The sequence below is a fragment of the Streptomyces sp. NBC_01439 genome (assembly GCF_036227605.1).
GTDB lineage: Bacteria > Actinomycetota > Actinomycetes > Streptomycetales > Streptomycetaceae > Streptomyces.
In genome coordinates this window covers 6978244-7001220 of record NZ_CP109487.1, presented here as the reverse complement: position 1 = coordinate 7001220, position 22977 = coordinate 6978244, and the positions used below count along the sequence as shown (strand labels likewise).

20 protein-coding genes and 1 pseudogene are annotated in these 22977 nt (G+C 71.4%); 6 read left to right on the top strand and 15 right to left on the bottom strand.

The genetic code is table 11. The annotated features are described in order from the left end of the window. Nucleotides 1-229: 229 nt before the first annotated feature. The 8 genes from OG207_RS31770 to OG207_RS31735 form a co-directional block, all read right to left on the bottom strand. Nucleotides 230-1477 (bottom strand): hypothetical protein, encoded by a 1248-nt coding sequence (locus OG207_RS31770; protein ID WP_329103192.1) that lies wholly within the window; start codon nucleotides 1475-1477, stop codon nucleotides 230-232. After that, nucleotides 1474-1947, bottom strand: coding sequence for a hypothetical protein (locus OG207_RS31765; RefSeq protein ID WP_329103190.1), 474 nt, complete (start codon nucleotides 1945-1947; stop codon nucleotides 1474-1476). Before OG207_RS31765 ends, OG207_RS31770 begins: the two co-directional genes overlap by 4 nt. A 168-nt stretch (nucleotides 1948-2115) precedes the next feature. Continuing rightward, the gene (locus OG207_RS31760) at nucleotides 2116-2802 is read right to left on the bottom strand and encodes a hypothetical protein (RefSeq protein ID WP_329103188.1); all 687 of its coding nucleotides are present in this window, start codon (nucleotides 2800-2802) and stop codon (nucleotides 2116-2118) included. Further along, on the bottom strand, nucleotides 2799-3071 hold the full coding sequence (locus OG207_RS31755) for a hypothetical protein (RefSeq protein ID WP_329103186.1): 273 nt from the start codon (nucleotides 3069-3071) through the stop codon (nucleotides 2799-2801). Before OG207_RS31755 ends, OG207_RS31760 begins: the two co-directional genes overlap by 4 nt. A gap of 93 nt (nucleotides 3072-3164) precedes the next feature. Next, nucleotides 3165-4205, bottom strand: a complete 1041-nt coding sequence (locus OG207_RS31750; RefSeq protein WP_329103184.1) for a hypothetical protein — start codon at nucleotides 4203-4205, stop codon at nucleotides 3165-3167. Between the two features lie 93 nt (nucleotides 4206-4298). After that, nucleotides 4299-6215 (bottom strand): hypothetical protein, encoded by a 1917-nt coding sequence (locus tag OG207_RS31745; protein WP_329103182.1) that lies wholly within the window; start codon nucleotides 6213-6215, stop codon nucleotides 4299-4301. Between the two features lie 273 nt (nucleotides 6216-6488). Continuing rightward, a complete protein-coding gene (locus OG207_RS31740; RefSeq protein ID WP_329103181.1) occupies nucleotides 6489-6689 on the bottom strand; it encodes a hypothetical protein in 201 nt (66 codons plus the stop codon). After that, nucleotides 6686-6886, bottom strand: a complete 201-nt coding sequence (locus OG207_RS31735; protein ID WP_266948081.1) for a helix-turn-helix domain-containing protein — start codon at nucleotides 6884-6886, stop codon at nucleotides 6686-6688. The genes OG207_RS31740 and OG207_RS31735 overlap by 4 nt, the downstream gene beginning before the upstream one ends. A 129-nt stretch (nucleotides 6887-7015) precedes the next feature. Between OG207_RS31735 and OG207_RS31730 the strand changes: the two genes are divergently transcribed. Further along, nucleotides 7016-7525, top strand: coding sequence for a hypothetical protein (locus OG207_RS31730; RefSeq protein ID WP_329103179.1), 510 nt, complete (start codon nucleotides 7016-7018; stop codon nucleotides 7523-7525). A 130-nt stretch (nucleotides 7526-7655) separates the two neighbouring features. On the opposite strand, the gene OG207_RS31725 is transcribed toward OG207_RS31730, so the two are convergent. Then, nucleotides 7656-9155 (bottom strand): recombinase family protein, encoded by a 1500-nt coding sequence (locus OG207_RS31725; protein WP_329103177.1) that lies wholly within the window; start codon nucleotides 9153-9155, stop codon nucleotides 7656-7658. Nucleotides 9156-10546: 1391 nt separating this feature from the next. On the opposite strand from OG207_RS31725, the pseudogene OG207_RS31720 reads away from it, so the two are divergent. After that, nucleotides 10547-10735 (top strand): annotated as a pseudogene (locus OG207_RS31720) (MBL fold metallo-hydrolase); the annotation flags it as partial. A 243-nt stretch (nucleotides 10736-10978) separates the two neighbouring features. Further along, nucleotides 10979-12295: an MFS transporter gene (locus OG207_RS31715; RefSeq protein WP_329108041.1), complete on the top strand. Its 1317-nt coding sequence runs from the start codon at nucleotides 10979-10981 to the stop codon at nucleotides 12293-12295. Between the two features lie 14 nt (nucleotides 12296-12309). Here the strand turns inward: OG207_RS31715 and OG207_RS31710 are convergent, their stop codons facing one another. The 4 genes from OG207_RS31710 to uvrB all read right to left on the bottom strand — a co-directional run bounded on the left by OG207_RS31710 (nucleotide 12310) and on the right by uvrB (nucleotide 18359). Continuing rightward, nucleotides 12310-13293: a TerC family protein gene (locus tag OG207_RS31710; RefSeq protein ID WP_329103175.1), complete on the bottom strand. Its 984-nt coding sequence runs from the start codon at nucleotides 13291-13293 to the stop codon at nucleotides 12310-12312. 238 nt (nucleotides 13294-13531) lie between these two features. Next, nucleotides 13532-15493 carry a TerD family protein gene (locus tag OG207_RS31705; RefSeq protein WP_329103173.1) on the bottom strand — a complete coding sequence of 654 codons (1962 nt, stop codon included), beginning with the start codon at nucleotides 15491-15493 and terminating at the stop codon, nucleotides 13532-13534. A gap of 43 nt (nucleotides 15494-15536) precedes the next feature. Next, nucleotides 15537-16115: a TerD family protein gene (locus OG207_RS31700; protein ID WP_329103171.1), complete on the bottom strand. Its 579-nt coding sequence runs from the start codon at nucleotides 16113-16115 to the stop codon at nucleotides 15537-15539. 87 nt (nucleotides 16116-16202) lie between these two features. Then, nucleotides 16203-18359, bottom strand: a complete 2157-nt coding sequence (gene uvrB, locus OG207_RS31695) for an excinuclease ABC subunit UvrB (protein WP_329103169.1) — start codon at nucleotides 18357-18359, stop codon at nucleotides 16203-16205. A 234-nt stretch (nucleotides 18360-18593) separates the two neighbouring features. On the opposite strand from uvrB, the gene OG207_RS31690 reads away from it, so the two are divergent. From OG207_RS31690 to OG207_RS31680, 3 genes are all read left to right on the top strand, one after another. Beyond that, nucleotides 18594-19526: a glycerophosphodiester phosphodiesterase gene (locus OG207_RS31690; RefSeq protein ID WP_329103167.1), complete on the top strand. Its 933-nt coding sequence runs from the start codon at nucleotides 18594-18596 to the stop codon at nucleotides 19524-19526. A 123-nt stretch (nucleotides 19527-19649) separates the two neighbouring features. Next, nucleotides 19650-20213: a methylated-DNA--[protein]-cysteine S-methyltransferase gene (locus OG207_RS31685; protein ID WP_329103165.1), complete on the top strand. Its 564-nt coding sequence runs from the start codon at nucleotides 19650-19652 to the stop codon at nucleotides 20211-20213. A gap of 193 nt (nucleotides 20214-20406) precedes the next feature. Beyond that, a complete protein-coding gene (locus OG207_RS31680; protein ID WP_329103162.1) occupies nucleotides 20407-21744 on the top strand; it encodes an MFS transporter in 1338 nt (445 codons plus the stop codon). Here the strand turns inward: OG207_RS31680 and OG207_RS31675 are convergent. Beyond that, entirely contained in the window at nucleotides 21734-22102 is a 369-nt protein-coding gene (locus tag OG207_RS31675) for a cupin domain-containing protein (RefSeq protein ID WP_329103160.1), read from the bottom strand. The genes OG207_RS31680 and OG207_RS31675 overlap by 11 nt on opposite strands. Nucleotides 22103-22199: 97 nt before the next feature. Next, entirely contained in the window at nucleotides 22200-22970 is a 771-nt protein-coding gene (locus OG207_RS31670; RefSeq protein ID WP_329103158.1) for a class I SAM-dependent methyltransferase, read from the bottom strand. Between the last annotated feature and the right edge of the window lie 7 nt (nucleotides 22971-22977).

Sequence of the window (22977 nt, the reverse complement as noted above, 5' to 3'; positions counted from 1 at the left end):
CAGAGTGCCCGGTGCCGGGACCGGTGGGGGCTGGTATCGGTCAGGATCACCGTGCTGAGGCCGACAAGCAGCAGTGGCCCGTGCCGGCCCTTGGCGCTGGCCGGCTGGACGAAGGAAGTCCCGAGGTCGAACGCGGCGGCGTGCGGTCGTCCTGCTGGTGGCCGCCACGGACGCGCCGGAGGCCCCCTCACACCGTGCAGTGAGGGGGCCTCCGGTCAGCCACGGGCCCTTACGCGGGCCCGCCGTCGCGGCCTGCTCGCACCGTACCCGCCGGCGCCGCCCGCCCGTCCGGCTGGTGATCCCACAGGTTCACGGTCTCGCCGACCCGTAGCGGCTGATCGGCCGGGCCCTTGATGTGGCCGGGCACGATCCGCTCCTCGTGCTGGCACCCGCCGTCGCCGTGGCCGCGCGGGTTCAGGCAGGTGTTGCGGCGGTAGGGGCGTACCGGCCATCGGCAGGACCATTGCGGGGCGCGGCGGCCGGTGGAGCCGTCGGCGTCCTGCTCGGCGGCCTCCCGGGCGGGGCGGTGCGCGGTGTGGACGTTGACGATCCGTACGGCGCCGGGGCCGGTGATCCCGGCTCGGGTGTCGCGCTTGCGGCCGGCCCGGTCCCGGGGGACCTCCTCGACCTCGACGAGCTGTGTCCGGCCGGTCTGGCTCATCAGCTGCCACGCGGTGTAGACGACGTGCGTCCACTCCGCCGTGGTGTCCGGCTCTGCCTCGCCGAGCGGTACCCCGAACGCGAGGGCCGTTTCGTTGTCCCAGTTCAGCGGGGCGCTGTGCGGGTGCGCCTGGATGTCTCCGGCGGTCATCGCGGAGCCGTCCTGGAACGCCCCGACGATGGTGTCCGGTGCAAGGCCGCCGAAGGCCAGGCCCGGGGCTGCATAGAACGTGATCCACACCCCTCGGAATTCCTCGGGGATGGGGAGGAGGCGGCCGTGCTGACGCTGGTTGAACCAGCGGACGGGCGGGCCGCCGGCCACGTTGACGTCGTCCGGCGCCCACGGCCCCCAGCTGACGGCGACGATCGGCGTCGTCACCGTGGCGTGGACACCCTCCCGGCCCATGGGGGTGCCTGCGAATACCTGGCCGATGTCCTGGGCGTAGCCGCCGATCGGCTCGGCGAACACCAGCAGCCCGTACGGGGACGGCAACCGGGCCTCGCGCACCGGCTCCGCGATCGGGGTGGAGGCCGCAGCCAGGGCGAGCGAGGTCATGTCGGCCGTGGCGTAGTACAGGTGCGCCTCGCGCAGCCGACGTTCCTCGGACCGGGAGAGGATCACGGACGCCACCGCGCCGGGTGAGGCGTTCATCCCGGCCACGGTGGGGAATACCGCTGTCTGCCCGGCGTTGACCGCGTGGGACAGGGTCCGCATGCCGTTCTTGCTGGTGACGTGGTCCCGCATCCGGGCCCGCCACTCCGGTAGTTCCCGCGGCTCCGGTGCCGTCCACGGCGCGGCCGTCAGAGCTGTCGTCATCGCTGCGCCCCGGTTTCCTGCTGTCCGGCGAGGGCGGCCTCGTCGGTCTTGACCCGCTCGCTGTCGAGGAGTGCGCACAGGCCCCGCACCGCGGCGTGCTGCTCGGAGTCCAGGCCGAGCGGGCGGGGCCGGCCGTCCTGGATGTCGGAGCGGTAGAGGTCGTGCTGGCCCCGCGCCCAGACGCGCAGCAGTTCCCGTGCCTCGTCCACCTCGACGCCGAGCGCGGCCGCGGCCTCGTCCCAGCAGCCGCCGCGTTCCATCAGGTCCCGGAGCCAGACCCCGCGGCCGGACAGTGCCGTACGGCGGATGGACTCCTGGAGGGCGAGGACGGCCAGGGCGTCATCGGCGGTCTTCCCGCCGGCGTGCTGGTCTCGCCTCTCCACCTTCCACGACAGGGGCGTGGCGGGAGGGACGTCCTCGGGGCGGCGGATCGCCAGCTTCTTCCACCGGGAGTACTGGTCAACGGTCATGTGCTGCTCCTTCGTGGTGCGGCCGCGTGCGGGCCGCGTAGGGGTGGGCGGGTCTCTCGGGGCCCGGGCCGGGCCGTTCGCCGCCGTACGACCCGTGTGCGGCCGCCTGCGGGCAGTGACGGCCGGAGGGTGCCCGGCACCCGTGGTGGGGTGCCGGGCGCGGGTGGGTCAGGTGAGCTGGCGGGCGCGGTCGTAGGCGGTGCGGGCGGCGATGAACTCGGCGTCGGTGCCGCCGCGGTCCGGGTGGGCGTCCGCCATGCGCTGACGGAGGGCGCCGAGGTCGACGGGTGGCTCGGTGCGACGGCGCTCGTCGAGGTCGGGCGGGGCGGCGTAGAGGGTGGTGAAGTCCTCGCCCGCGTACCGGGACGCGCGGCGGACCTTGCCTGCGGCCTCCAGCTCCTGGCGGTCCACGTACCGGGTTCCCTGCTCGCGTTCGGTGCAGTGGTTGTTCAGGTAGTAGATCCGCCGGGCGGTGCGCCGGATGATCCGGAACTGGACGACGGTGGACGTGAAGTCGTTGTGCTCGCCGCCGTGGTCGATGCCGTACAGGTACTCCACGGCCTCCGCGGCCTGGCCCTCGGCCGGCGGCCGCTGCTGGCGTTGGGCGGCGCTCACGGCCTTGAGGACGTCGGCGGCAACGCCGTGTTGCAGGGTCAGGTGGACGGGCCCGCCTCCGGTGATCTGCCGGGCTGCTGCCTCGCCCTCGCGCAGGGCCTCGGCTTCCGTGTCGGTGCGTCCGTGCTCGATGTGCTCCTGCCACGTGGCGCTCTCGTACCAGCGGGCCGCCCAGAACCAGCGCTTGCCGGACCGGCACCGGCCCCACGTGACCAGCTCGGCCCGGTCGGGCGCGGTCATCGCTGCGCCCCGGTCTCCTGCTGTCCTTCGGTGTCCGCCGCTGTGCGGTACGCCTCCAGTCCCTCGCCGTCCGGGCCTGCGGTTCCTTCCATGAGGCTGCGTAGGTGTCCGGCTTCCCAGGATCCGGAGCGGTTGCGGAGGACTTCCTCGATGCCGCCCTCGTCGGCGGCGACCTGGCACAGGGCGTGGGCGATGAGTTCGGCGACGTCGTGTCCGTTGCGCAGGGCCTCGGTGATGGCGGCGGCGGCCTGGGTGGTCGGGTCGTTCATGATGCTCCTCCTGGTCGTGGTGATGGTTCGGTTCGGTGCCCGGCGCCCCGGGGTCGAGGTGCCGGGCTGGTCTGTCTGTGCGGGGCTGGGCGGTCAGTGCCGGTCCTCGTCGGGTTGGTCGCGCCAGCTCCAGATGTCGCGCTTCTCGGACTCCTCAGCCATCCGCTGCACCCGCCACTGCACCGGGTCGATGTACTCGCGGATCGCGTCGGCGAGGAGTTGCCGGATCACGTTGGGTTCCATCGCCTCGGCCTCGACCGCCTCGTGCGGGATGCCGTGCTGGTCGCAGAGGTCGAAGAAACGGGCCCGCTTCGCCGCCGGGATCTTCGGGTTGAGCCCGTGCCCGGGAAGCTGCATGTCGTGGACTTGCTGGGCCGTGACGCCGATCCTGCGGAACTCGAAGTCGACGTGTTCGCCGCGTGGCATGTAGCGGCGCAGCCGCTCGCCCGCCGAGTCCCCGATGTCGAGGCCGGCCGGATCGAAGTCCCCGACGTATAGGGCGACGACGGGCTTCCTGAAACCGGGGTAGTTCTGGGCCGCGCCCCACAGGAAGCCTTTCCCCGCCTGGCCCCGGCACGGGTACAGGTCAACGCCGTATTCCTCGCACGTGTTCAGGAGCACCGCGGCCAGTGAGCTGCTTTCGCACCAGACCTCGACCCGGTGGGTCTGTGTCTGCCACAGGTCGCGTCGGTACTGCCTGTGCCACTCGGCGAGGGCGGCGTCCTTGTCGCGGTGTCCGGAGTTGCGGTGCCTGGCGCGGGTGTCGTCGGTGATCCACCACATGGGCAAGACCCGGAGGTACCGGTACAGCTCGCGGTCGCGGGTGGCCTTGTCCGGCTGGCCGAGTTCCAGCCCGGCCACGATGCGGGACACGGCGTCGGGGTCGTGCAGGGTGTCGCAGTCGATGAAGGCTTCCCGCATGTCGTTGAGGGCGCGGCCGACGGTCGATTCGTTCTTGCGGCTGCCGGCGCTGTCCTTGTCGATGAGTCCGGCGACCACGGCCCGGTAGTAGATCTGGCGGCCGGAGCACGGCTGGTGTTCGGCGGCGATGTCGTGGATGGCGTCGTGGAATGCCTGGAGCTGGGCTTTGGTGCGACGGGTGCGCTTTACGGTGCTAGCGCGGTAAACGGTCAAGGGGGTTCTCCTGTGCGTCCTGTGCGGCTGCGTGCTGGCCGTGACGGCCGGAGGGTGCCCGGCACCCGCGGCGGGGTGCCGGGCGGGGCAGGGCTAGCGGGCGGCGGCGACCTTGGCCGCTTCCCGGTCCGCGCGCCACTTCCTCAGGGACGGAGGCGGGCCGGAGCCCGGGCGGTATGCCCGGTCCGGGTCGTCGTCGGCGGCCGGGACGGTGTCGTGCTGATCGGCCGGGGCCTCCGGGTCCAGGGCGGCCCACGCCGCCTCGACGTCCGCAGGTGCCGGGTCCTCGGTAGCGCCGCAGCAGTCGGCGGGCCCGTCCTCGCCGGCCGGAACCGGCTCGGGGGCGTCGTCGTCGGCGTGGCCTGCCTGCCGGGGCACCGGTACCGGCCGGGGCGCGGCCTCCGGCTGGGGGTTCCTGCTGCACCAGCCCGCCATGTGCTTGCGCACCAGGTGCTCCAGCAACGCGCCGAACTTCCCGTTCGCGGTGAACACCTGCCGGATCCGGGACTCCTCGGCGGCGTTGGCGTCGGCCCACGCGTCCAGGACGGAGGCGGCGGCCGTTCGGGCCTCCTCCTCGCCGATCAGCCACGCGGTGGCCGCGTCGATCCGGGCCTGTTCCCGCTCCTCGGCCCGCAGCCACTCGCCCGCCCGGCGCTGGCAGTCCCGGCAGGGCGATGTGGTGCCGCTGATCAGCCCGTCCTCGCACGAGAAGTTCGGGCACTCCTGGGCGCGGAGAGCGATGGCCAGGTACTTGGACGGGGAGAGGATCCTGTCGCACCCTTCCTCGCCGTCGCGGGTGCTGCGCGGGGCGTCGCACCCGGCCTTCGTGCACCGGTCGCACCCGACGTAGCCGCGGGCGGCCCGCTCCTCGCCCCCGACCCGGTGCCACCGGCGATTGATGCGGGCGACGATCTCGGATACCGACCGCTTCGGCACGCCCGCCGCCTCCGCCGAGCCGGTCAGCAGCTCATTGATCGTGTTGTGGAGGTCCTCGAAGAGCAGGCCGCGGGGACCGGCGACCGTGCGCGGGATGGCGTTGCGGACCTCGTCGAAGCCTGGGGCCTTGAACCGGGGGCGGGTCTTCGTCGTCCGAGGCTGCGGCGAGCGGGTCCGGGCCTTCGGGGCGACCGGTGCCGGGTCACCTGATCCGGGCTGCGGCCGGTCGGCGAGCGCAGCCCAGTCAGGGCCTCCCGCTGCTGCTGGCGCCTTTCCCTCAGCCACCGGGGCGGCCGCGGCCGGCGAGGAAGCCGCACTCCGTCCGGCCGGCCCCGTGCGGTGCCCACCGGCCCCAGCCGGGTTCATGTCGTCGGGGGAGGAGGGATTCGTGGTCGACGCGGCGGAGCCGCAACCGGCCGTCTGGATTTCCTCCGCCGCGGCCTCGCGCGCACCCGCACGTGCGTAACCCCCCGCACCATTGCCTACGGCGTCAGCCCCCCCATCTTTTCCACTCACATTGGTCTTATTGATGTTGGTCTTGTTAGGGCCCCCTTTTTGGGGGGAGGGGTCACCCCCTTTCTGGGGGGAGGGGTCACCCTCTTTTTGGGGTGACCCGTTTTGCCCAACATCCTTCGCCGGGGCTGTGGCCATCGACCAGCCCGCCCAACGGCTGTCCACCTCGTCCGTGCTGGTGCCGTAGAAGCCGGAGAGGCACGTCGGGCCCGTGTACCCGCGCGGCGGGTTGAACCGGAGGATGTACCGGTACGCCCGGCCCTTCGGCGTTGGGACCTCCTCGATCCGCACCGCGCCGACCGTGACAAGGTCCCGCGTGTACGGCGTGACCTTGTCGCTGCGCCCGAGCTGGAGCGCCCGGGCGATAGAGGCCTGACCGGGAAAGGCCACCTTGCGCCGGCCGTCCTGCGGGACGTGCATCATCAGGAACGCGTACTCACGGACGGACTGCGCCCGCAGCTCGGGGTGCAGCGTGATCCAGTCCGGGACCTGCGCGAAGGTGGCCGGCCACTCGTCATCCACGCCGATCTCGTCGCCGGTGTAGGGCTCCCTGGGCATCATCCAGCACCCCCGGTGGCCAGGAGGCCGGCGCGGCGCACGACGGGACGGGGGGCGGGCTGGCACGGCATCATGTCCTCCGTGTGGAGAGCGCCCGGTGTGCTGGCGGCACGGAGCCGGGCGGTGTGCGACCCGGCGGCCCAGAACCAGCCCGGAGTGTTGGCGCGGGCCGCAGGGCCCGCTAGGGTGTGGCGCATCGAAGGCGCTCCTGTGGGGTGCTGAGAGAGGCCCGGCGACTGTGAGAGGGAGCCGGGCCTTTCGCATGTCTGGGGACGGTTAGGCGGCATCCGTGCTCGCCTCGGTGAGCCGGTCCGCGGCCTCCGCCATGACCTTCGCCACGGCGGGCCGGAAGATGGCGCGCAGTTCGGCGATCTCCGCGCCGGTGAGCGGAGCCCGGGACTCGACGAACTCGTCCAGGAACGCGTCGATGTCCTGTCCGGGGGACGGCCTGCACCGGCCGCGCGCGTCGACGATCACTTCTTGTGCTCCAGCACGTAGGGCGCCAGCTCGCGCTCCAGCGCCTCAAGACCGATGGCCTTGGCCAGCCGGTACAGCGCGGGGAGGCTCACGTGCTCCTGACCGCGCTCGAAGCGCGAGAGCGCTCCGGTGTCGACGCCAGCCATCGCGGCGGCGTCCTTGAGCATGAGTCCGCGTGCGAGTCGTGCCTCACGCATCGGCGTCATGGTTCCCTCCCGGGTGCATCGTCATCGCTGAACGATCCTTAAAGTTCCATGGTGGAACTTGAGTGATCCGCAACGTACACACCGGTTGAGCGTTCCGCAAGTGATCAATAGGGTTCCCTCATGGAACACGAGGCATCTCCCCCAGATGGACCAGTCGCGACCGTCGCTCGCCGCGTCCGCGAGGTGCGCAAGCGCCGCGACCTCACCGCCGAGCAGCTCGCGCAGCGGCTCCAGGCCGTCGGCCTGCCGTGGGAGCGGGGGACCGTGGTCAAGCTCGAAGCTGGCTACCGGCAGAACGTCGGCGTCGCCGAGGTGTTCGCCCTCGCGGTCGCACTCGACATGAGCCCGCTGCACCTACTGGTCCCGCTCGATGACCGGCCGTGCCAGGTCACGCCGAACCGAGTCGAGTCCGCGAACACCGTCCGCGCGTGGGTCCGCGGCGAGCAGCCGCTCCCCGGCATGGACGCCCACGCGTACGGCACGGAGATTTCAGTCCAGGACATGAAGTGGCAGGTCCACGGCCGCCGCGGACACCTGGCAGAGCGCAGCGAGGACGAGCAGAACGCCGCCAACGAGGCGTTCGCCGCGCAGCTCGAAGAGATGGCCCGCCGGATGCGCGGGCAGCTCTGACCACCCCGCCGCCTATATCGCCGCCGACGCCGGCAGGCCTCACGCGCCCTCTGCGGCCCCGACAACGCCGAAGCGGCCCCGGGGATACCCCCGGAGCCGCTTCCGCACGCGTGTCACACCCTGTCGGCCGTCACGACCACTCCAGGTCAATGGTGGTCTTATCGAACCCCGGACCGCGCCGCGCGACCGGTTGCACCGTCAGGCGCAGCCCGAGGCCGTCCAGGACCCGCCGCTTCTGCGACACCAGGAGTGCCTTCCACGCCTCCTCGGACCCCGGCCCTACGAGGCCTTTGAACGCGTCGAGGTCGAAGGCCGGCCGCAACCTGCGCGCCTCGTTCTGCGCGTCCGTGATCTGCTTCGCCAGCTTCGCCGTGATCCGTCGTAGCTGCTCGCGGGTAATGATCCCGTCCGCGTAGTCGTCCGCCGCCGCCTCCTGCCGGGCCTTCAACCCCTCCGCCCGCTCCAGGGCCGCCAAGGCCGCCGAGTCGTCACCGCGGAACACGTCGGCCGCCGCAGGCTTTGACAGCAGCTTCACCACCACCGTGCCGACGTACTTGTCGAGGGCTTCCTCATTCCGGCCGACGCAACCGCTCGCGTCGCAGACGTACGTCGACTGCTTCCGGCCGCGCGTCGCGTTCCCCTTCAGGGCGACCCGGAGGACCGATCCGCACGGCCCGCACGTCGCGACCTGGCCCCACGTCAGCAGGTGTTTCCGCGCCCCCGGCAGCTCACGTACGACGGCCCGCTCCGCGAACAGGTTCCGGAGCTGCGCGTACTGCTCGTCCGTGATGAGCGCCGGCCACGCCGCCTTGTACTCCACGCCCAGGTGAACGCGGATCCCCACATTCCCCGGGCGCAACGCGAGCTTCTTCACGCTGGTCTTGTTCCACAGCGACCCCTCCTCGTTCTGCCCGACCGCCCGCCGCTTCAGCCGCATCCCCGCCCCGGGCGCCGGCACCCCGCGCTCATTCAGGTCCGCCGTGATCCCGATCAGGCTCGCCCCGGACAGCAGCCGGGTGACGATGTCACGGACGACAGCAGCCTGTTCGGGGTCCTCGACATCATGGAACCCGTCGACCTGGCCGCGGGCGTCGTACTCGTACTGACGCCTCCACCCGTACGCCACCGGCCCATTCGCCCTGCCCTCCTGGGCACGCTCCAGCGCGGCCCGGGCGACGCGCTCCGACTTCACCTCAGACTCGGCAGTATCGGACTCACCGAGGTTCGCAAGCTGGCTGCGGTCGCTGGCCTTCGCCATGTTGAACAGGCCGCCGCGCTCCAGCGCCACCCAGCACCCGGCCCGCCTTAGGGCTTCGATTGCAGATGCTCGTTCTACCCTTCGGCGCCACACGCGGGATGTGTGGTAGCCAACCAGCACCGCGCGAACGGTGGGGTCCTCGGCAGCAGCGATGACGGCCGCCATTGCTGCGTTGTACTCGGGGCGTTCCTCACCGGAGTGGGCGCTGACGTCGTTCTCTACAAACCGGCCAGCTACCTGCCACCCGTTCTCCCCGGCGAAGGCTTCAAGGTCATCCATCTGTCGCTTCACACCACGGCGCTTGTCCCCCGGGTCTGAAGAGATCCGGGCGTAAAGGATGGCGAGCGTGCGGATCGGCAAGGTCAGTTGCATGGTTCGTCAGTCCTCCGTGAGGCCTGAGACGCGTTGAACACCCCTTCGTCGATCTGACGGAGCACCACAGAAAGCGCCCCGGGGCCGAAATACTCCCGACCCCACACGGGCTTGTGTCCGGCCTCCGCGAGTGCGCGGAGCGTGCTGGCCTCCAACGCCTTAGCCACACCGTCAGGCAGCGCTACGTGTAGTCGAACGACTTCGGACAGGCCGTACGCATGCCGGTGCTTCCTGAGCCGGCCCTTAGGGTCCCCGGAGGTGACGCCGATCTTTACGACACTCATCTTCGGGTCAGTCACGACATAGACCACGTCCCACGTCATCCCCGCACATGACGCACAGAGTCCATTGCCCGCGACAAGGCTGTCTGAATTGGGGTAGCCGACGTGTCCCAGGCGGCACCTGACTTCTACCGGGGTGCGACTGTTCACGTACGTCCCGACTACGGTGCCTCCCAGCTCAGCGACGCGAGCGCGGAACCGGCGCTCGTTTTCGACCGGGCAGCTTCCCCCGCAGACTCGACAAAGCCCGTTGCCCTTCAGAATGCCTTCCGGCTTAACCGAGAGTGCGTGCCCGCTTGAGCAGTGCAGCCCCACCGGCGTCTTACTGTTCACGTACGCCCCGACTACGGTGCCTCCCAGCTCAGCGACGCGAGCGCGGAACCGGCGCTCCGCCTCGGCGGAATCGTGGCCAACGCAAGTGGTACAGAGCCCCTGCCCCCGCAAGACACCGTCCGGACGTGGCGAGCAGCGGTGCCCTCGGGCGCACAGCAACTCCACGGGGGTGCATCTGTTCACGTACGCCCCGACCACGGTGCCTCTAAGCTCAGCGACGTGAGCATAAAACCGGCGTTCAGTGTCAACGGGGTCGCGACCAACACAGGTGCGGCAGATTCCTTGGCCGCTCAGGACGCCGTGTGGCCGGGGAGAGCAGCGGTGTCCTCGGGCGCACAGCAGCTCCACGGGGGTGTAGCTGTTCACGTACTTTCCGACGAGTACCCCACCCAGTTCCCCCACATGTGCCTGAAACTTACGCTCCGCACTTGCTGAGCTATGACCGACACATGCCGTACAGAGCCCTTGTCCACTCAGGACGCCTCTCGGTCGCGGAGCGCACCGGTGGCCGTTGACGCAGATGCACCTCACGGGGACCGACGCTTTTACGTACTCGCCGACCACCGTGCCGCCCAGGAACGCCACATGCGCCCGAAATGCCGCTTCGGTCTCTGCCGGCGTCCGCCGCTTCCGTTTGGCGGGCGGCATAGAGTCATCCATGTCAGCACCTCTCATCAGGTCTGATCACGCCCCGGGGTGTTGACGCACCGCCGGGGCAATTTCGTGCCGATCTTAACCGGCAACGGTGGCATAGGTGTTGGTCTCTACAGCCCCCGCCTCTTCCCGGGCGGCGTGGGCAACACCCACGACGACCCGAAGGCCTTCGCGAGCCTGATCGACGACGTGCAGCACAAGCTCTTCGAGCAGCTGCCGGACGAGACCTGGGTCTACCCGGGCCACGGCAACGACACCGCCCTCGGCGCCGAGCGCCCGCACCTGGCCGAATGGCGCGAGCGGGGCTGGTAGGCACCGCAACGCGCCAACTTCCCGGCGCGACGCACTCCTTCCGGTCGCTTGCGGCCGAACCCACGCCCTGAGCGGCGGGGAACGGGTATCTGGTGCGGCATGCCACACGACCCGTCCCCGCCCCTGGCCTCCGCCGCCCCCGAGGCCTCCCCCACCCCTTCCCCCGCACCTCCCTCCGTGCCTTCCTCCGCCACGCGGCCGGAGCCCCCGCCCGCCGTGGCCGACGACTCCGCCGGGCCCGGCATGCTGCGCCTGGCCACGGCCTCGCTCGCCGGGACGGCGATCGAGTTCTACGACTTCTTCGTGTACGGGACGGCCGCCGCCCTCGTGCTCGGCCCGCTCTTCTTCCCCTCCTTCTCCCCGCTCGCCGGTACCCTCGCCGCCTTCGGCACCTTCGGCGTCGGCTTCCTGGCCCGCCCGCTCGGCTCGGTGGTCTTCGGCCACATCGGCGACCGCTACGGCAGGCGCCCGGTGCTGCTCGCCTCCCTCCTGCTCACCGGCCTCGCCACGGTGGCCGTCGGCTGCGTGCCCTCGTATGGCTCGATCGGCACGGCCGCGCCGGTACTCCTGCTCCTGCTGCGCTTCCTGCAGGGCCTCGGACTGGGCGGGGAGTGGGGCGGCGCCGTCCTGCTGACCGCCGAACACGCCCCTGAGCAGCGGCGCGGACTGTGGTCGAGCTTCCCGCAGATGGGCCCGCCGGTGGGCTTCCTGCTCGCCAACGGCCTGATGCTGGGGCTGTCCGCGTCACTGACCGATGCCCAGTTCACCGCCTGGGGGTGGCGGGTGCCGTTCTGGGCGGCCGGGGTGCTGGCGCTGGCCGGGCTGTGGCTGCGCCGCTCGGTGGAGGAGACCCCGCAGTTCCGGGCGCTCGCCGCGACGGACCGGCGGGCCGAGGCCCCACTGGCCGAGGTCTTCCGAGGCCACTGGCGGTTGCTCCTGCTGACCGGCGGGGCGCTCGCGATCGGGTACGCCGTCTTCTACGCGGTCACCACCTGGTCCCTCGCCTATGCAGCCGATCACCTCGCGGTGGGCCGCACGGCGATGCTGGCCTGCATCATGGTCGCGGTCGCGGTGATGGGTCTGGTGACCCCGGTGGTCGCGGTGCTCGGCGACCGTTACGGACGGCGGCCGCTGTGCCTGATCGGGTGCACGATCTGCGTGGTGTGGATGTTCCCGCTGGTGGCGCTGTTGCGGACGGCCGATCCGCTGCTGATGACGGTGGGCTTCGTCGGTGCTCTGGTGGGCATGGTGACGATGTTCTCGGTGGTGGCCGCGTACCTGCCCGAGCTGTATGCGCCGCGGATCCGCTGCACGGGCGCGGCCGTCGGCTACAACCTGGGCGGGGTACTGGGCGGGGCGCTGACCCCGATCGTGGCGACGGCGCTGGCGGACGGTTCCGGTCCGCCGTGGGGCGTCGCGCTGTACCTGACCGGGATCGCCCTGGTGAGCCTGGTCTGTTTCGCGGTGCTGCCGGAGACCGGTCCGGCGGCCGTGTCGAAGCGGACGGCCGCGGGTCGGGCAACGGAAACGGGGGCGGCCGAAACGGCCGCCCCCGCTTAGGTCCTTCGATCCGGTTACGCGTCGACGTTCTCCGGGCGGGCGGCGGCCTCGGCCGCCGCCTGCTTCTTGGAGGCGATCAGGCTGGTGATCGTGGTGATGACCAGGACACCGCAGATGACGCCGAGGGAGACCGGGATCGAGATCACCGGAACGTGGACGCCGCTCTCGTGCAGGGCGTGCAGCACCAGCTTGATGCCGATGAAGCCCAGGATGATGGAGAGGCCGTAGCTGAGGTGGACCAGCTTCTTCAGCAGGCCGCCGATGAGGAAGTACAGCTGGCGCAGGCCCATGAGGGCGAAGGCGTTGGCCGTGAAGACGATGTACGGGTCCTGGGTGAGGCCGAAGATCGCCGGGATGGAGTCCAGGGCGAACAGCACGTCGGTGGTGCCGATGGCGAGCATGACGACCATCAGGGGGGTCAGCACGCGCTTGCCGTTGTTGACGATGAAGAGCTTGGTGCCGTGGTACTGGTCGGCGACGCCGAACTTCTTCTCGACGGACTTGAGGAGACGGTTCTCCTCGAACTCCTCGTCGTCCTCGTCCTTGCGGGCCTCCTGGATCAGCTTCCAAGCGGTGTAGATCAGGAACGCGCCGAAGATGTAGAAGACCCAGGAGAAGCTGGCGATGATCGCGGCGCCGGCGGCGATGAAGACCGCGCGCAGGACCAGGGCGATCAGAACGCCGATGAGCAGCACGCGCTGCTGGAGGTGGGACGGCACCGCGAACTTCGCCATGATCAGGACGAAGACGAAGAGGTTGTCGACGCTCAGCGACTTCTCGGTGATGAAGCCCGCGAAGAACTCCTGGGACGCCTGGGGGTTGCCGAAGAACCACAGGCCGAGGCCGAAGAGTGCGGCGAGGACGATCCAGACGACCGTCCAGGTGCCGGCCTCCTTGATCGACACGTCGTGCGGCTTGCGGCCGATCAAGAAATCGGCACCGATGAGGAGGGACAGACCAAGAATGGTCGCGACCCAAAGGGCCCAGGAAACTTCCATGGTGAACACGCCTCCGGCGGATGGCTCAGCACTTCGTCAGCGTCATCGCTGCCGGAGGTCTCTTCCACCCGGACGGCCTGGAGGCCGTGGGCCGACGCCCCGGGACCGACTGCGCACGTGTGGCCGCAGTGGTCCGTATTGACGGGTACGTCGTAGCAGGAAAGCAGGAATACTCCCCTCCGCACGTACGAGCTTACCCGCCGGAAGCGGTAAAGGTAAAGGGAACACCAAAGAATGGTCACGGACGGGTAGTGCGCCGGGCCTCCGCCACCCGGTCCAGTGCCTGGTCGAGGACCCTGCTGCCCTGCGGGGGCAGGTCCGGTTCGAAGGTCCAGGCGTGATGGACCCAGGGGTCGGCGAGGTGGTTGTCGGGCACCGGCGAGAGCCGCATCAGGGAGCGCCACAATGGATCGAGCAGCGGCCCGTAGGCCGAAGCCTCGTCGCGGTCCGCGACCATCAGCAGGTGCACGCCGACCGCCGCGCCCTCGTCGGCGAGGTAGCGCAGCTGAGTGACGGCGCGGTCGTCGAAGCCGTGCGGGAAGTCGTGCACGATCAGCAGCTGGTCGGACGTGTCCACGTCCGGCGGCAGGTCCTCGGGGGCGCCGGCCCGCAGCGCCATCTGTACGAGGTCCACCCGTCGGGTCAGCAGCGCCAGGGTCTGGGTGACCCCGGTGGCCCCGGCGGCGGGCGGGCCGGCCAGCACCCCGGCGCGTACGAGCGGCGCCAGGGAGGCGGTTCCGGCCCCGGCCGCATCGATGACGTGCACGGAGAACCGGTCCGCGGGATGGACGGCGAGCAAGCGGACCGCCAAGGCGACGGCCATGTCCATGGCGGCCCGGCGCAACCGGTCGGTGTCCATGGTCATCGCGGCCTCGGATCCGGTGCGGCCGTTGTCGATCCAGAGCCCGCGCTCCAGCGGGACCCGGGTCAGCATGGGGACGCGCAGATCGGGCCGCTCGGGCAGGTGCAGGTCCCCCAGGCGCAGGGCCAGCGGGCTCTCCTCGGGCGCGCGGTGACCGTGCCAGACGGGGTTGTCCCAGCGGGCGTACGCGGCCGGCAGTGCGGGCTCGACCACCTCCGACTCGGCGATCAGCTGGGCCAGGTCCCGGTCGAGGACGGCTTGGGCCTGGGCGACGAGCTCGTCGCGGCGGGCCCGCGCGGTGTCGCGGGCCGCGTTCCCGGAGCCGCCGAGGCGGTGGCGCGGGTCGGACAGAGCCTCGTCGAGCTCGCGGTCCATGCGGGAGTCGGCGAACTCGACGGCGCTGCGGTAGGCGGCGACCGTGCGGGCCAGGTCCTCGAACATCCCCCAGACCTGGTTGTAGAGCCGCTCCTCCATGGACCAGCCGCTGGCGTCGCCGGCGACGGGCCGCGGGTGCTGTCCGGGTTCCTCCGGTGCGGCGGCCCGCGGCGCGGGCTCGGGCGGCTCGGCACTGGTGCGGCGGCGGCGCGGGTGGGCGTAGCTGATGGTGGGCGGGGAGCCCGCGGTGTCGCCACCGGACGCTGGTCCGGGCGCACCGGCGTACGGGTGTCCGGTGACCGGAACGGGGTCCGGCGGTTCGGGGGCGGGCGCGGGGGCCTGCGGCGGGGTCTGCGGGGCGCACAGGTCGCCGACGTGGGTCGGCATGGTCGCCAGGGTGGCGTCGGCCCCCGCGGTGCGCGGGGTCGTGCCAAGCACGGCGGCTGCCAGCTCCGCGGCGGCCGGGGCGGACAGCCCGCCGTCGGCGAGCAGGGCGCCGAGGCCCTCGGCGTAGCCCTGGCCCACGGCGCGGACCTTCCAGGCACCCTGGCGCCGGTACAGCTCCAGGGCGACGACGGCCGTCTCGGCGTCGAGCCCCGTCAGGGTGTAGCCGGCGAGCTCGCCGCCGTCCGGGTCGGCCACGGCCACGTAGGAGGCCGGTACCGCGCCGAAGCGGACCGGGCCGCCGGGCGGGAGGACGAGGAGTACGCCGAGCCGGTGGACGTCCGCCGCGACCTCGTCGAGGTCAACGGCGAAGGTGTGCCGCTCGGCGAGCTCGCCCGGCGATTCGACGCCGGGAAGGGACCTGGCGCCCGGGTGGGCGAGTGTCCCGTTGCCGGCGAACCGGCCCTGCTCGTCGGCGAGAGAGGCCAGGGCGAGCACGGGCGTGCCCGCCGAAACCCTGATCTCCACCCGACTCTGGGACACGGGGTGGTTCTGCCCCCGGACCAGTTCGGCCGTCATCGTGCAGCCCCTCCCCCGTGCCTTCTTCTCTTGTCCGGTACTGCTACAGGTGCGGCAGGATCGCCGGCATGAGGTCCTGGAAGGTGCGGCCGTTGGCCGGGTTCCCGAGGGCCGTCATCTGCCAGCCGGAGCCCACGCGGGACACCTTGGCCATGATCTGCGCGGTGTACTGACCGCCGCCGTCGAGGGTGTAGCGGGCCAGCTCCTGGCCGTTGGTCTCGTCGACGATGCGGCAGAACGCGTTCTGCACTTCCTGGAACGTCTGGCCGGTGAAGGAGTTCACCGTGAAGACGATCTGGTCGATGTGCACCGGCACGCGCTGGAGGTCGACGAGGATCGCCTCGTCGTCCCCGCCCTGGCCGACGCCGCCGACGAGGTTGTCACCGGTGTGGCGCACCGAGCCGTCGTCGCTCTGCAGGTGCCGGAAGAAGACCACGTCGACGGGCTGCTTGTCGGCGAAGAGCACCGCCGAGGCGTCGAGGTCGATCTCCCGCGTCCGCGAGCCGAACAGTCCGCGACGCTTCGCCGCCTGCCAGCCGAGGCCCATCCGGACCGCGGTCAGCGTGCCTCCGTCCGCCTTCTGCAGACTGATGGCCTGACCCTTGGTCATGTTGACCGTCACGTACTGTCCCCTCTCCCTGGCCCGCCCGATGACGGGTGTGCAGCATGTACCTGTGGCTGTGACCCAACCCTACTGACCGGCCCCCGGTCAGGCGAGGCCCGCTTCCTTCATCTGCCGCAACTCCTTCTTCAGCTCGCCCACCTCGTCCCGGATCCGGGCGGCGACCTCGAACTGGAGCTCGGCGGCGGCCCCGCGCATGCGTTCGGTCATCTGCTCGATGAGGGCGGCCAGTTCGGCTGCGGGCCGGTCGGTGAGCACCTCGGCGCCCGCCGCCCCCTTCGCGCCCTTCGCACCCTTTCCACCCGTCTTGCCCGCGGCCGACCGGCCGCCGAGCGCCGGCACCGGGGCCTTGGCGCCCTTGCCGTCCTTCGCCTGCCGGTATCCGGTGCCGAGCAGCTCCTCGGTGTCCAGTTCCTCGCGGGCGATGGTGGCGACGATGTCGTTGATCTTCTTGCGCAGCGGCTGCGGATCGATCCCGTTCGCCGTGTTGTAGGCGATCTGCTTCTCGCGGCGCCGGTTGGTCTCCTCGATGGCCTTCTCCATCGCCGGGGTCATCTTGTCCGCGTACATGTGGACCTGGCCGGACACGTTGCGCGCGGCACGGCCGATGGTCTGGATCAGGGAGGTCCCGGAGCGCAGGAAGCCCTCCTTGTCGGCGTCGAGGATCGCCACCAGCGACACCTCGGGCAGGTCGAGGCCCTCGCGGAGCAGGTTGATGCCGACCAGCACGTCGTACTCGCCGGCCCGCAGCTCGCGCAGCAGCTCGATGCGGCGCAGGGTGTCCACGTCGCTGTGCAGGTACCGCACCTGGATGCCGAGCTCCAGGAAGTAGTCCGTGAGGTCCTCGGCCATCTTCTTGGTGAGGGTGGTGACGAGGATCCGCTCGTCCTTCTCGACCCGCTGCCGAATCTCGTGGACCAGGTCGTCGATCTGCCCCTCGGTGGGCTTGACCACGACCTCGGGATCGATGAGGCCGGTGGGGCGGATGATCTGTTCGACGAAGCCGTCGCCGCGCGAGAGCTCGTACTTTCCGGGGGTCGCCGACAGGTAGACGGTCTGGCCGATGCGCTCCTGGAACTCCTCCCACTTCAGCGGCCGGTTGTCCAGCGCGGACGGCAACCGGAACCCGTGGTCGACCAGGGTGCGCTTGCGGGAGGCGTCGCCCTCGTACATGGCGCCGATCTGCGGCACGGTGACGTGCGACTCGTCGATGACCAGGAGGAAGTCCTCCGGGAAGTAGTCGATGAGGGTGTTGGGCGCGGAGCCGCGCTCGCGGTCGTCCATGTGCAGCGAGTAGTTCTCGATGCCGGAGCAGGACCCGATCTGGCGCATCATCTCCAGGTCGTACGTGGTGCGCATGCGCAAGCGCTGCGCCTCCAGCATCTTGCCCTGCTTCTCCAGCTCGGCTAGGCGCTCGGTCAGCTCCGCCTCGATGCCGCGGACCGCCTTCTCCATGCGCTCGGGGCCGGCGACGTAGTGGCTGGCGGGGAAGACGTACAGCTCGCGGTCCTCGCTGATGACCTCGCCGGTCAGCGGGTGCAGGGTGGAGAGGGCCTCGATCTCGTCGCCGAACATTTCGATGCGGACGGCCAGTTCCTCGTAGACCGGGAAGATCTCGATCGTGTCCCCGCGCACCCGGAAGGTGCCGCGGGTGAAGGCGACGTCGTTGCGCGTGTACTGGATGTCCACGAAACGGCGCAGCAGCTGGTCCCGGTCAATCTCCTCGCCCACCTTGAGGGAGACCATCCGGTCGACGTACTCCTGCGGGGTACCGAGACCGTAGATGCAGGACACGGAGGCGACGACGATCACGTCGCGCCGGGTCAGCAACGAGTTGGTCGCGGAGTGGCGCAGCCGCTCCACCTCTTCGTTGATCGAGGAGTCCTTCTCGATGTACGTGTCCGACTGCGGTACGTAGGCCTCGGGCTGGTAGTAGTCGTAGTACGAGACGAAGTACTCGACGGCGTTGTTCGGCAGGAGCTCGCGGAACTCGTTCGCCAGCTGGGCGGCGAGCGTCTTGTTCGGCGCCATGACCAAGGTGGGGCGCTGGAGCTTCTCGATCATCCAGGCGGTCGTCGCCGACTTACCGGTGCCGGTCGCACCCAGCAGGACGACGTCCTTCTCACCTGCACGGATGCGCTTTTCCAGCTCGGCGATGGCCGCCGGCTGGTCGCCGCTGGGCTGGTAGGGGCTGACGACCTCGAAAGGCGCCACCGTGCGTTCGATCTTCGATACGGGCCGCATGGGTCAACCGTACGACCCCCCACTGACACTCACGCGCCCCCGCGGGTCGGCGGCGCGCTCCGGCCGCTGCCGGCCGCCCGAACCGCTGTCATTCGTTCTGGTCCGTTTGTCGTAGTTCGGTGGCGGCTCGGTGATCTTCAACCCCATGATCGCCGTGAAGTGCATCGCCACAACGTCTGCCGCTCCGCACCCGTCTGACGCAGGAACAGGGCTCACGACCCGAGGAGAACGCACATGTACGTCCGACCCGCCGCCGCGGCCGCCGCCGCATTCCTGGGCTTCACCCTCACCCTGCTGGGCGGGACGGCTTCGTACGCCGCCGCCGGACCCGCCACCGGCACCGGCACGGGAATCGACACCGGCGCCGGAGCCGGCCGCGCCGCGCTGGGGGGTCCCGTCGTGTACGCCCACCGGGGGGCCTCCGCGTACGCCCCGGAGAACACCCTCGACGCGATCGACCTGGCGATGCAGATGGGCTTCGACTGGGTCGAGAACGACGTGCAGCGCACCAAGGACGGCGTGCTGGTGGTGATCCACGACGACACCCTGGCCCGGACCACCGACGTCGAGCAGCGGTTCCCGGACCGGGCGCCCTGGAAGGTCAAGGACTTCACCTGGGCCGAGATCTCCGTGCTGGACGCGGGCCGCTGGTTCGGCGACGAGTACGCGGGCGCCTCCGTGCCCAGCCTGCGGCAGTACCTCGACCGGGTACAGCGCAACCGGCAGCGGCTGCTGCTGGAGATCAAGAAGCCGGAGCTGTACCCGGGGATCGAGGAGCAGACCCTGAAGGTGTTGGACGAAGCCGGCTGGCTCGACGCGCGCCACGTCGCGCAGCGCCTGGTGGTGCAGAGCTTCAGCGCGGACTCCGTGCGCATCGTGCACGGGCTGCGACCGGACCTGGTGACGGCCTTCCTGGGCACCCCCACCGTGGCGGACCTGCCGCGCTACGCGGAGTTCACCGACCGCATCAATCCGTGGCACACGACGATCTCGGCCGACTGGGTCTCGGCCGTGCACGACCTGCGCGGCGCCCACGGCAAGGCCATGGAGGTGGACACCTGGATCGTGGACGACGCGGCCACCGCCCGGAAGGTGCAGGCCATGGGGGTGGACGGGATCATCACCAACGCCCCGGACGTGGTCCAGGACGCGGTCGGCGGGTTCTGACCCCAGGCCCCGTCCGGACGGACGGACGGGCAGGCGGGCGGACGGACGGGCGCGCGGACAGGCGATGTGGCCAACATCCACAACCGTGACCGCTCCGTCGGTGCGTGGTCGTACCGTAAAAGCGTGGACAGCACCGAGCGGCCCCGCGGGCCGCACCTCGAATGGACCGTCGTCGCCAGCGACATCGGGCCCCTGCTCCTGGCCGCGACCCCGGAAGGGCTGGTCCGGGTCGAATTCCATGCCGAGCCGGACCGGGTCGACAGGATGATCCGCTCGCTCGTCTCCCGGCTCGGCGCCGACGCCCGGCGTCCCGCGCCGAGCGAGGAAGTGCTGCTGGCCGAACCGATACGCCAGCTCACCGCATACTTCGCGGGGTCGCTGCGCCGCTTCGAGCTGCCACTGGACTGGCGCCTGAGCTCCGGCTTCAACCGACAGGTGCTCCAGGAGCTGGACCGCTCCGTGCCCTACGGAGCGGTCGTCGGATACGGGGAGCTGGCCGCCCGCGCCGGACAGCCCGGCGCCGCCCAGGCCGTGGGCAACGCCATGGGCTCGAACCCGCTGCCGCTGGTGGTGGCCTGCCACCGGGTCGTGGGGAACGACGGGGGCATCGGCGGATTCGGCGGCGGGGTGGAGACCAAGCGGCAGCTGCTCGCACTGGAGGGCGTGCTCCCGCAGCCGCTGTTCTGATGCGGGGCCCTGAGCTGCGGATCTGGCTCGCGGAGCGGGCTGCGGACCGGACCGCGGACCGGCCGGGCTCCGGCACGGTTCCGCCGGACGGTAAGGGCTGGCACACTGCGGCGGTGACTACTCCTGCCGCCGCACCCGGCCTCCCCGCGTCCCCCGCGCCCCGTGCCACGCACCCGCGCGGCCGGTGTACGCCGTGACCGCCTCGCCCGACACCGACCGGCCCGTGCGTCCCCTCGGCCCGCCCGAGCTGGCCCGGCTGCAGCGCCGCACCTCCCGGGTGCTCATGGCCGGCCAGGTCCTCGGCGGCCTCGGCGTGCCGATCAGCATCGCCCTGGCCCCCGTACTCGCCACCGAGGTCAGTGGTACCGAGGCACTGTCCGGCGTCGCCTCCACCGCCGCGGTGATCGGTACCGCCCTCGTCTCGCTGCCGCTCGCCGCGCTGATGAACGCGCGCGGCCGGCGCCCCGGGCTGGTCCTGGCCTACGGGATCGGCGCCGTCGGCGCGGGACTGGTCGTCCTCGCCGCCACGATCGCGAGCTTCCCGCTGCTGCTGCTCGGCATGGCCGCCTTCGGCGCCGCCTCCTCCGCCAACCTGCAGGCCCGGTTCGCCGCTGCGGACCTCGCGGCCCCGGACCACCGCGCCCGCGCCATCTCGGTCGTGGTCTGGGCGTCGACCGTCGGCGCGGTGCTCGGGCCCAACCTGTCCGCACCGGCCAGCCACAGCTTCGCCGGCACCGCGATACCCGAGACGGCCGGCCCGTTCGTCTGGGCCGCCGTCGTCTTCCTGCTCACCGGCACGCTGATCGGCGTGCTCCTGCGCCCCGACCCGCTGCTGACGGCCCGGGCGCTGGCCGCGCCCGAGGAGCAGACCCGCGAAGGGCGCTCGCTGCGGGCCGGCTTCGCCGCAGTGAAGGCCTCGCCGCGGGCCCGGCTCGCCCTGCTCACCGTCGCCGTGTCGCACACCACCATGGTCTCGATCATGGTGATGACCCCGATGGACCTGGGTCACCACGGGGCCGGCCTGGAGCTCATCGGGCTGGTGATCAGCGGTCACATCGCGGGCATGTTCGCCTTCTCCCCCGTGATGGGCTGGCTCGCGGACCGGCTCGGTCGGCTCTCCGTGATCGGACTGGCCGCCGGGCTCCTGTCCGTCGCCGCGCTGCTCGCCGGAACGGCCGGGCCCAGCCACGGCCGGAGCGCGCTCGGCCTCTTCCTGCTCGGCCTCGGCTGGTCCGCCGGGATGGTGTCCGGCTCGGCCCTGCTGACGGACTCGGTGCCGCAGCCCGCGCGGGCCGCCGTACAGGGGCTGAGCGACCTCACGATGAACGCGGCCGCCGGCGTGGGCGGAGCGGCCGCCGGGCTCATCATGTCCGGGGCGGGCTACGGCTGGCTGAACGCCGTCGGCGCCGCGCTGCTGTTGCCGATGGCGGCGCTCGCACTGTTCACCGCGCGCCGCCACCCCCTGCCCGGGGCCGCGTCCACGCCCGCGCCCGCGTCCGGGTCCGCGTCCGCGAAGGGCGTCAGTAGCTGATGTGGTAGGCCTTGCGCAGCGTCTCGTGCACGGTCCAGGTGGTCCGGTCGCCCTCCCGGAGCACGCAGGCGGAGCCGGGGCCGACCTCCAGGGTCCCGCCGCCCTCGACCTCGACGGTGGCGCGGCCGCTGACCACCACGAAGAGCTCGTTCGCCTCGATGTCGGTGACGACACCGGGGGTGATCTGCCAGATCCCGCGCACCTGCTTGCCGTCGGCCGACTCCCACAGGACCTTGCCCGTCACGACGGGGTCGCCGGAGACGATCTGCTCGGGGTCGAGGTCGTCCGCCTCCAGTTCGACGTCCGCGACGGAGACGGAGAAGGAGGCGGGGGCGGTGGGGTGATCACTGGTGCTCATGCCGCGCCAGCCTAGTGCGGCCCGCCGCGCGAAGCGGTGACCACAGCGTCCAGGAACGGCCCGCCGGACGAGTCATCCTGTCCAGCGCCCGCCCCGTTCACGGCCCTGCCGGGCGCCTGGCGGCGAGTACCGGCTGGTGGAAGCCGGTGTCCGCCGGTGCGTGCCAGAGCGGGTCGGCGAACCCGGACCGTCGGACGTACCCGGTCGTCTCCTCCTCCGGCAGCGCCCAGTACGTGGCGCTCGACGTCCGCGCGGTCCAGGTGTCGCCTGTCGGCAGGAGCTGGAAGAGCTCCACGTCGTACCGCTCCCCGTCGGCGTGCCAGTGCCACAGCTGGAAGGTGATGGTCCGCCCGTCGGGGCCGGTGCGGACGCGTGGGGCCTCGCTCTGCGGGCGGGCCCGGAGCAGCTCGCCGTACGGACGGGTGGAGAGCAGCAGCAGCCCGCCGGGCCGCAGCACCCGCCGGGTTTCGGCCAGTGCGGCGCGCACGTCCTCGGCGGTGAGCAGGTGCGGCAGCGCGTTGTCGGCGCAGACCACGGCGTCGAAGGAGGCGTCCGCGAAGGGGAGGGCCCGCATGTCGGCGACGGCCGCGGGGAGCGTGAGCGAACGCTGTGCGGCCTCGCGGGCGGCACGGGCGACGGAGGCGGGGCTGAGGTCGGTCCCGGTGACCCGATGGCCCAGCGCCGCAAGGCCCAGCGATTGGGTTCCGATGCCGCAGGCGTTGTCGAGCACGGTGTGCGGTCCCGGCCCCAGTGCGGCGGTGAGCAGGGCGTCGAGGGCCCGGCCCTGGCGGGCGGTGCTCGCCTCCCAGTCGGCGTAGATGAGGTCGTAGCGGTCGGCCAGCTCGTCGTAGAAGGCGCGCGTGTCCATGGGGGAA

Excerpts from the sequence above, each read along its gene's own strand:
- OG207_RS31770 (WP_329103192.1), bottom strand. The coding sequence starts at position 1,477 with ATGACGACAGCTCTGACGGCCGCGCCGTGGACGGCACCGGAGCCGCGG.
- OG207_RS31765 (WP_329103190.1), bottom strand. The coding sequence starts at position 1,947 with ATGACCGTTGACCAGTACTCCCGGTGGAAGAAGCTGGCGATCCGCCGC.
- OG207_RS31760 (WP_329103188.1), bottom strand. The coding sequence starts at position 2,802 with ATGACCGCGCCCGACCGGGCCGAGCTGGTCACGTGGGGCCGGTGCCGG.
- OG207_RS31755 (WP_329103186.1), bottom strand. The coding sequence starts at position 3,071 with ATGAACGACCCGACCACCCAGGCCGCCGCCGCCATCACCGAGGCCCTG.
- OG207_RS31745 (WP_329103182.1), bottom strand. The coding sequence starts at position 6,215 with ATGATGCCCAGGGAGCCCTACACCGGCGACGAGATCGGCGTGGATGAC.
- OG207_RS31735 (WP_266948081.1), bottom strand. The coding sequence starts at position 6,886 with ATGCGTGAGGCACGACTCGCACGCGGACTCATGCTCAAGGACGCCGCC.
- OG207_RS31730 (WP_329103179.1), top strand. The coding sequence starts at position 7,016 with ATGGAACACGAGGCATCTCCCCCAGATGGACCAGTCGCGACCGTCGCT.
- OG207_RS31725 (WP_329103177.1), bottom strand. The coding sequence starts at position 9,155 with ATGCAACTGACCTTGCCGATCCGCACGCTCGCCATCCTTTACGCCCGG.
- OG207_RS31715 (WP_329108041.1), top strand. The coding sequence starts at position 10,979 with ATGCTGCGCCTGGCCACGGCCTCGCTCGCCGGGACGGCGATCGAGTTC.
- OG207_RS31710 (WP_329103175.1), bottom strand. The coding sequence starts at position 13,293 with ATGGAAGTTTCCTGGGCCCTTTGGGTCGCGACCATTCTTGGTCTGTCC.
- OG207_RS31705 (WP_329103173.1), bottom strand. The coding sequence starts at position 15,493 with ATGACGGCCGAACTGGTCCGGGGGCAGAACCACCCCGTGTCCCAGAGT.
- uvrB (WP_329103169.1), bottom strand. The coding sequence starts at position 18,359 with ATGCGGCCCGTATCGAAGATCGAACGCACGGTGGCGCCTTTCGAGGTC.
- OG207_RS31690 (WP_329103167.1), top strand. The coding sequence starts at position 18,594 with ATGTACGTCCGACCCGCCGCCGCGGCCGCCGCCGCATTCCTGGGCTTC.
- OG207_RS31675 (WP_329103160.1), bottom strand. The coding sequence starts at position 22,102 with ATGAGCACCAGTGATCACCCCACCGCCCCCGCCTCCTTCTCCGTCTCC.
- OG207_RS31670 (WP_329103158.1), bottom strand. The coding sequence starts at position 22,970 with ATGGACACGCGCGCCTTCTACGACGAGCTGGCCGACCGCTACGACCTC.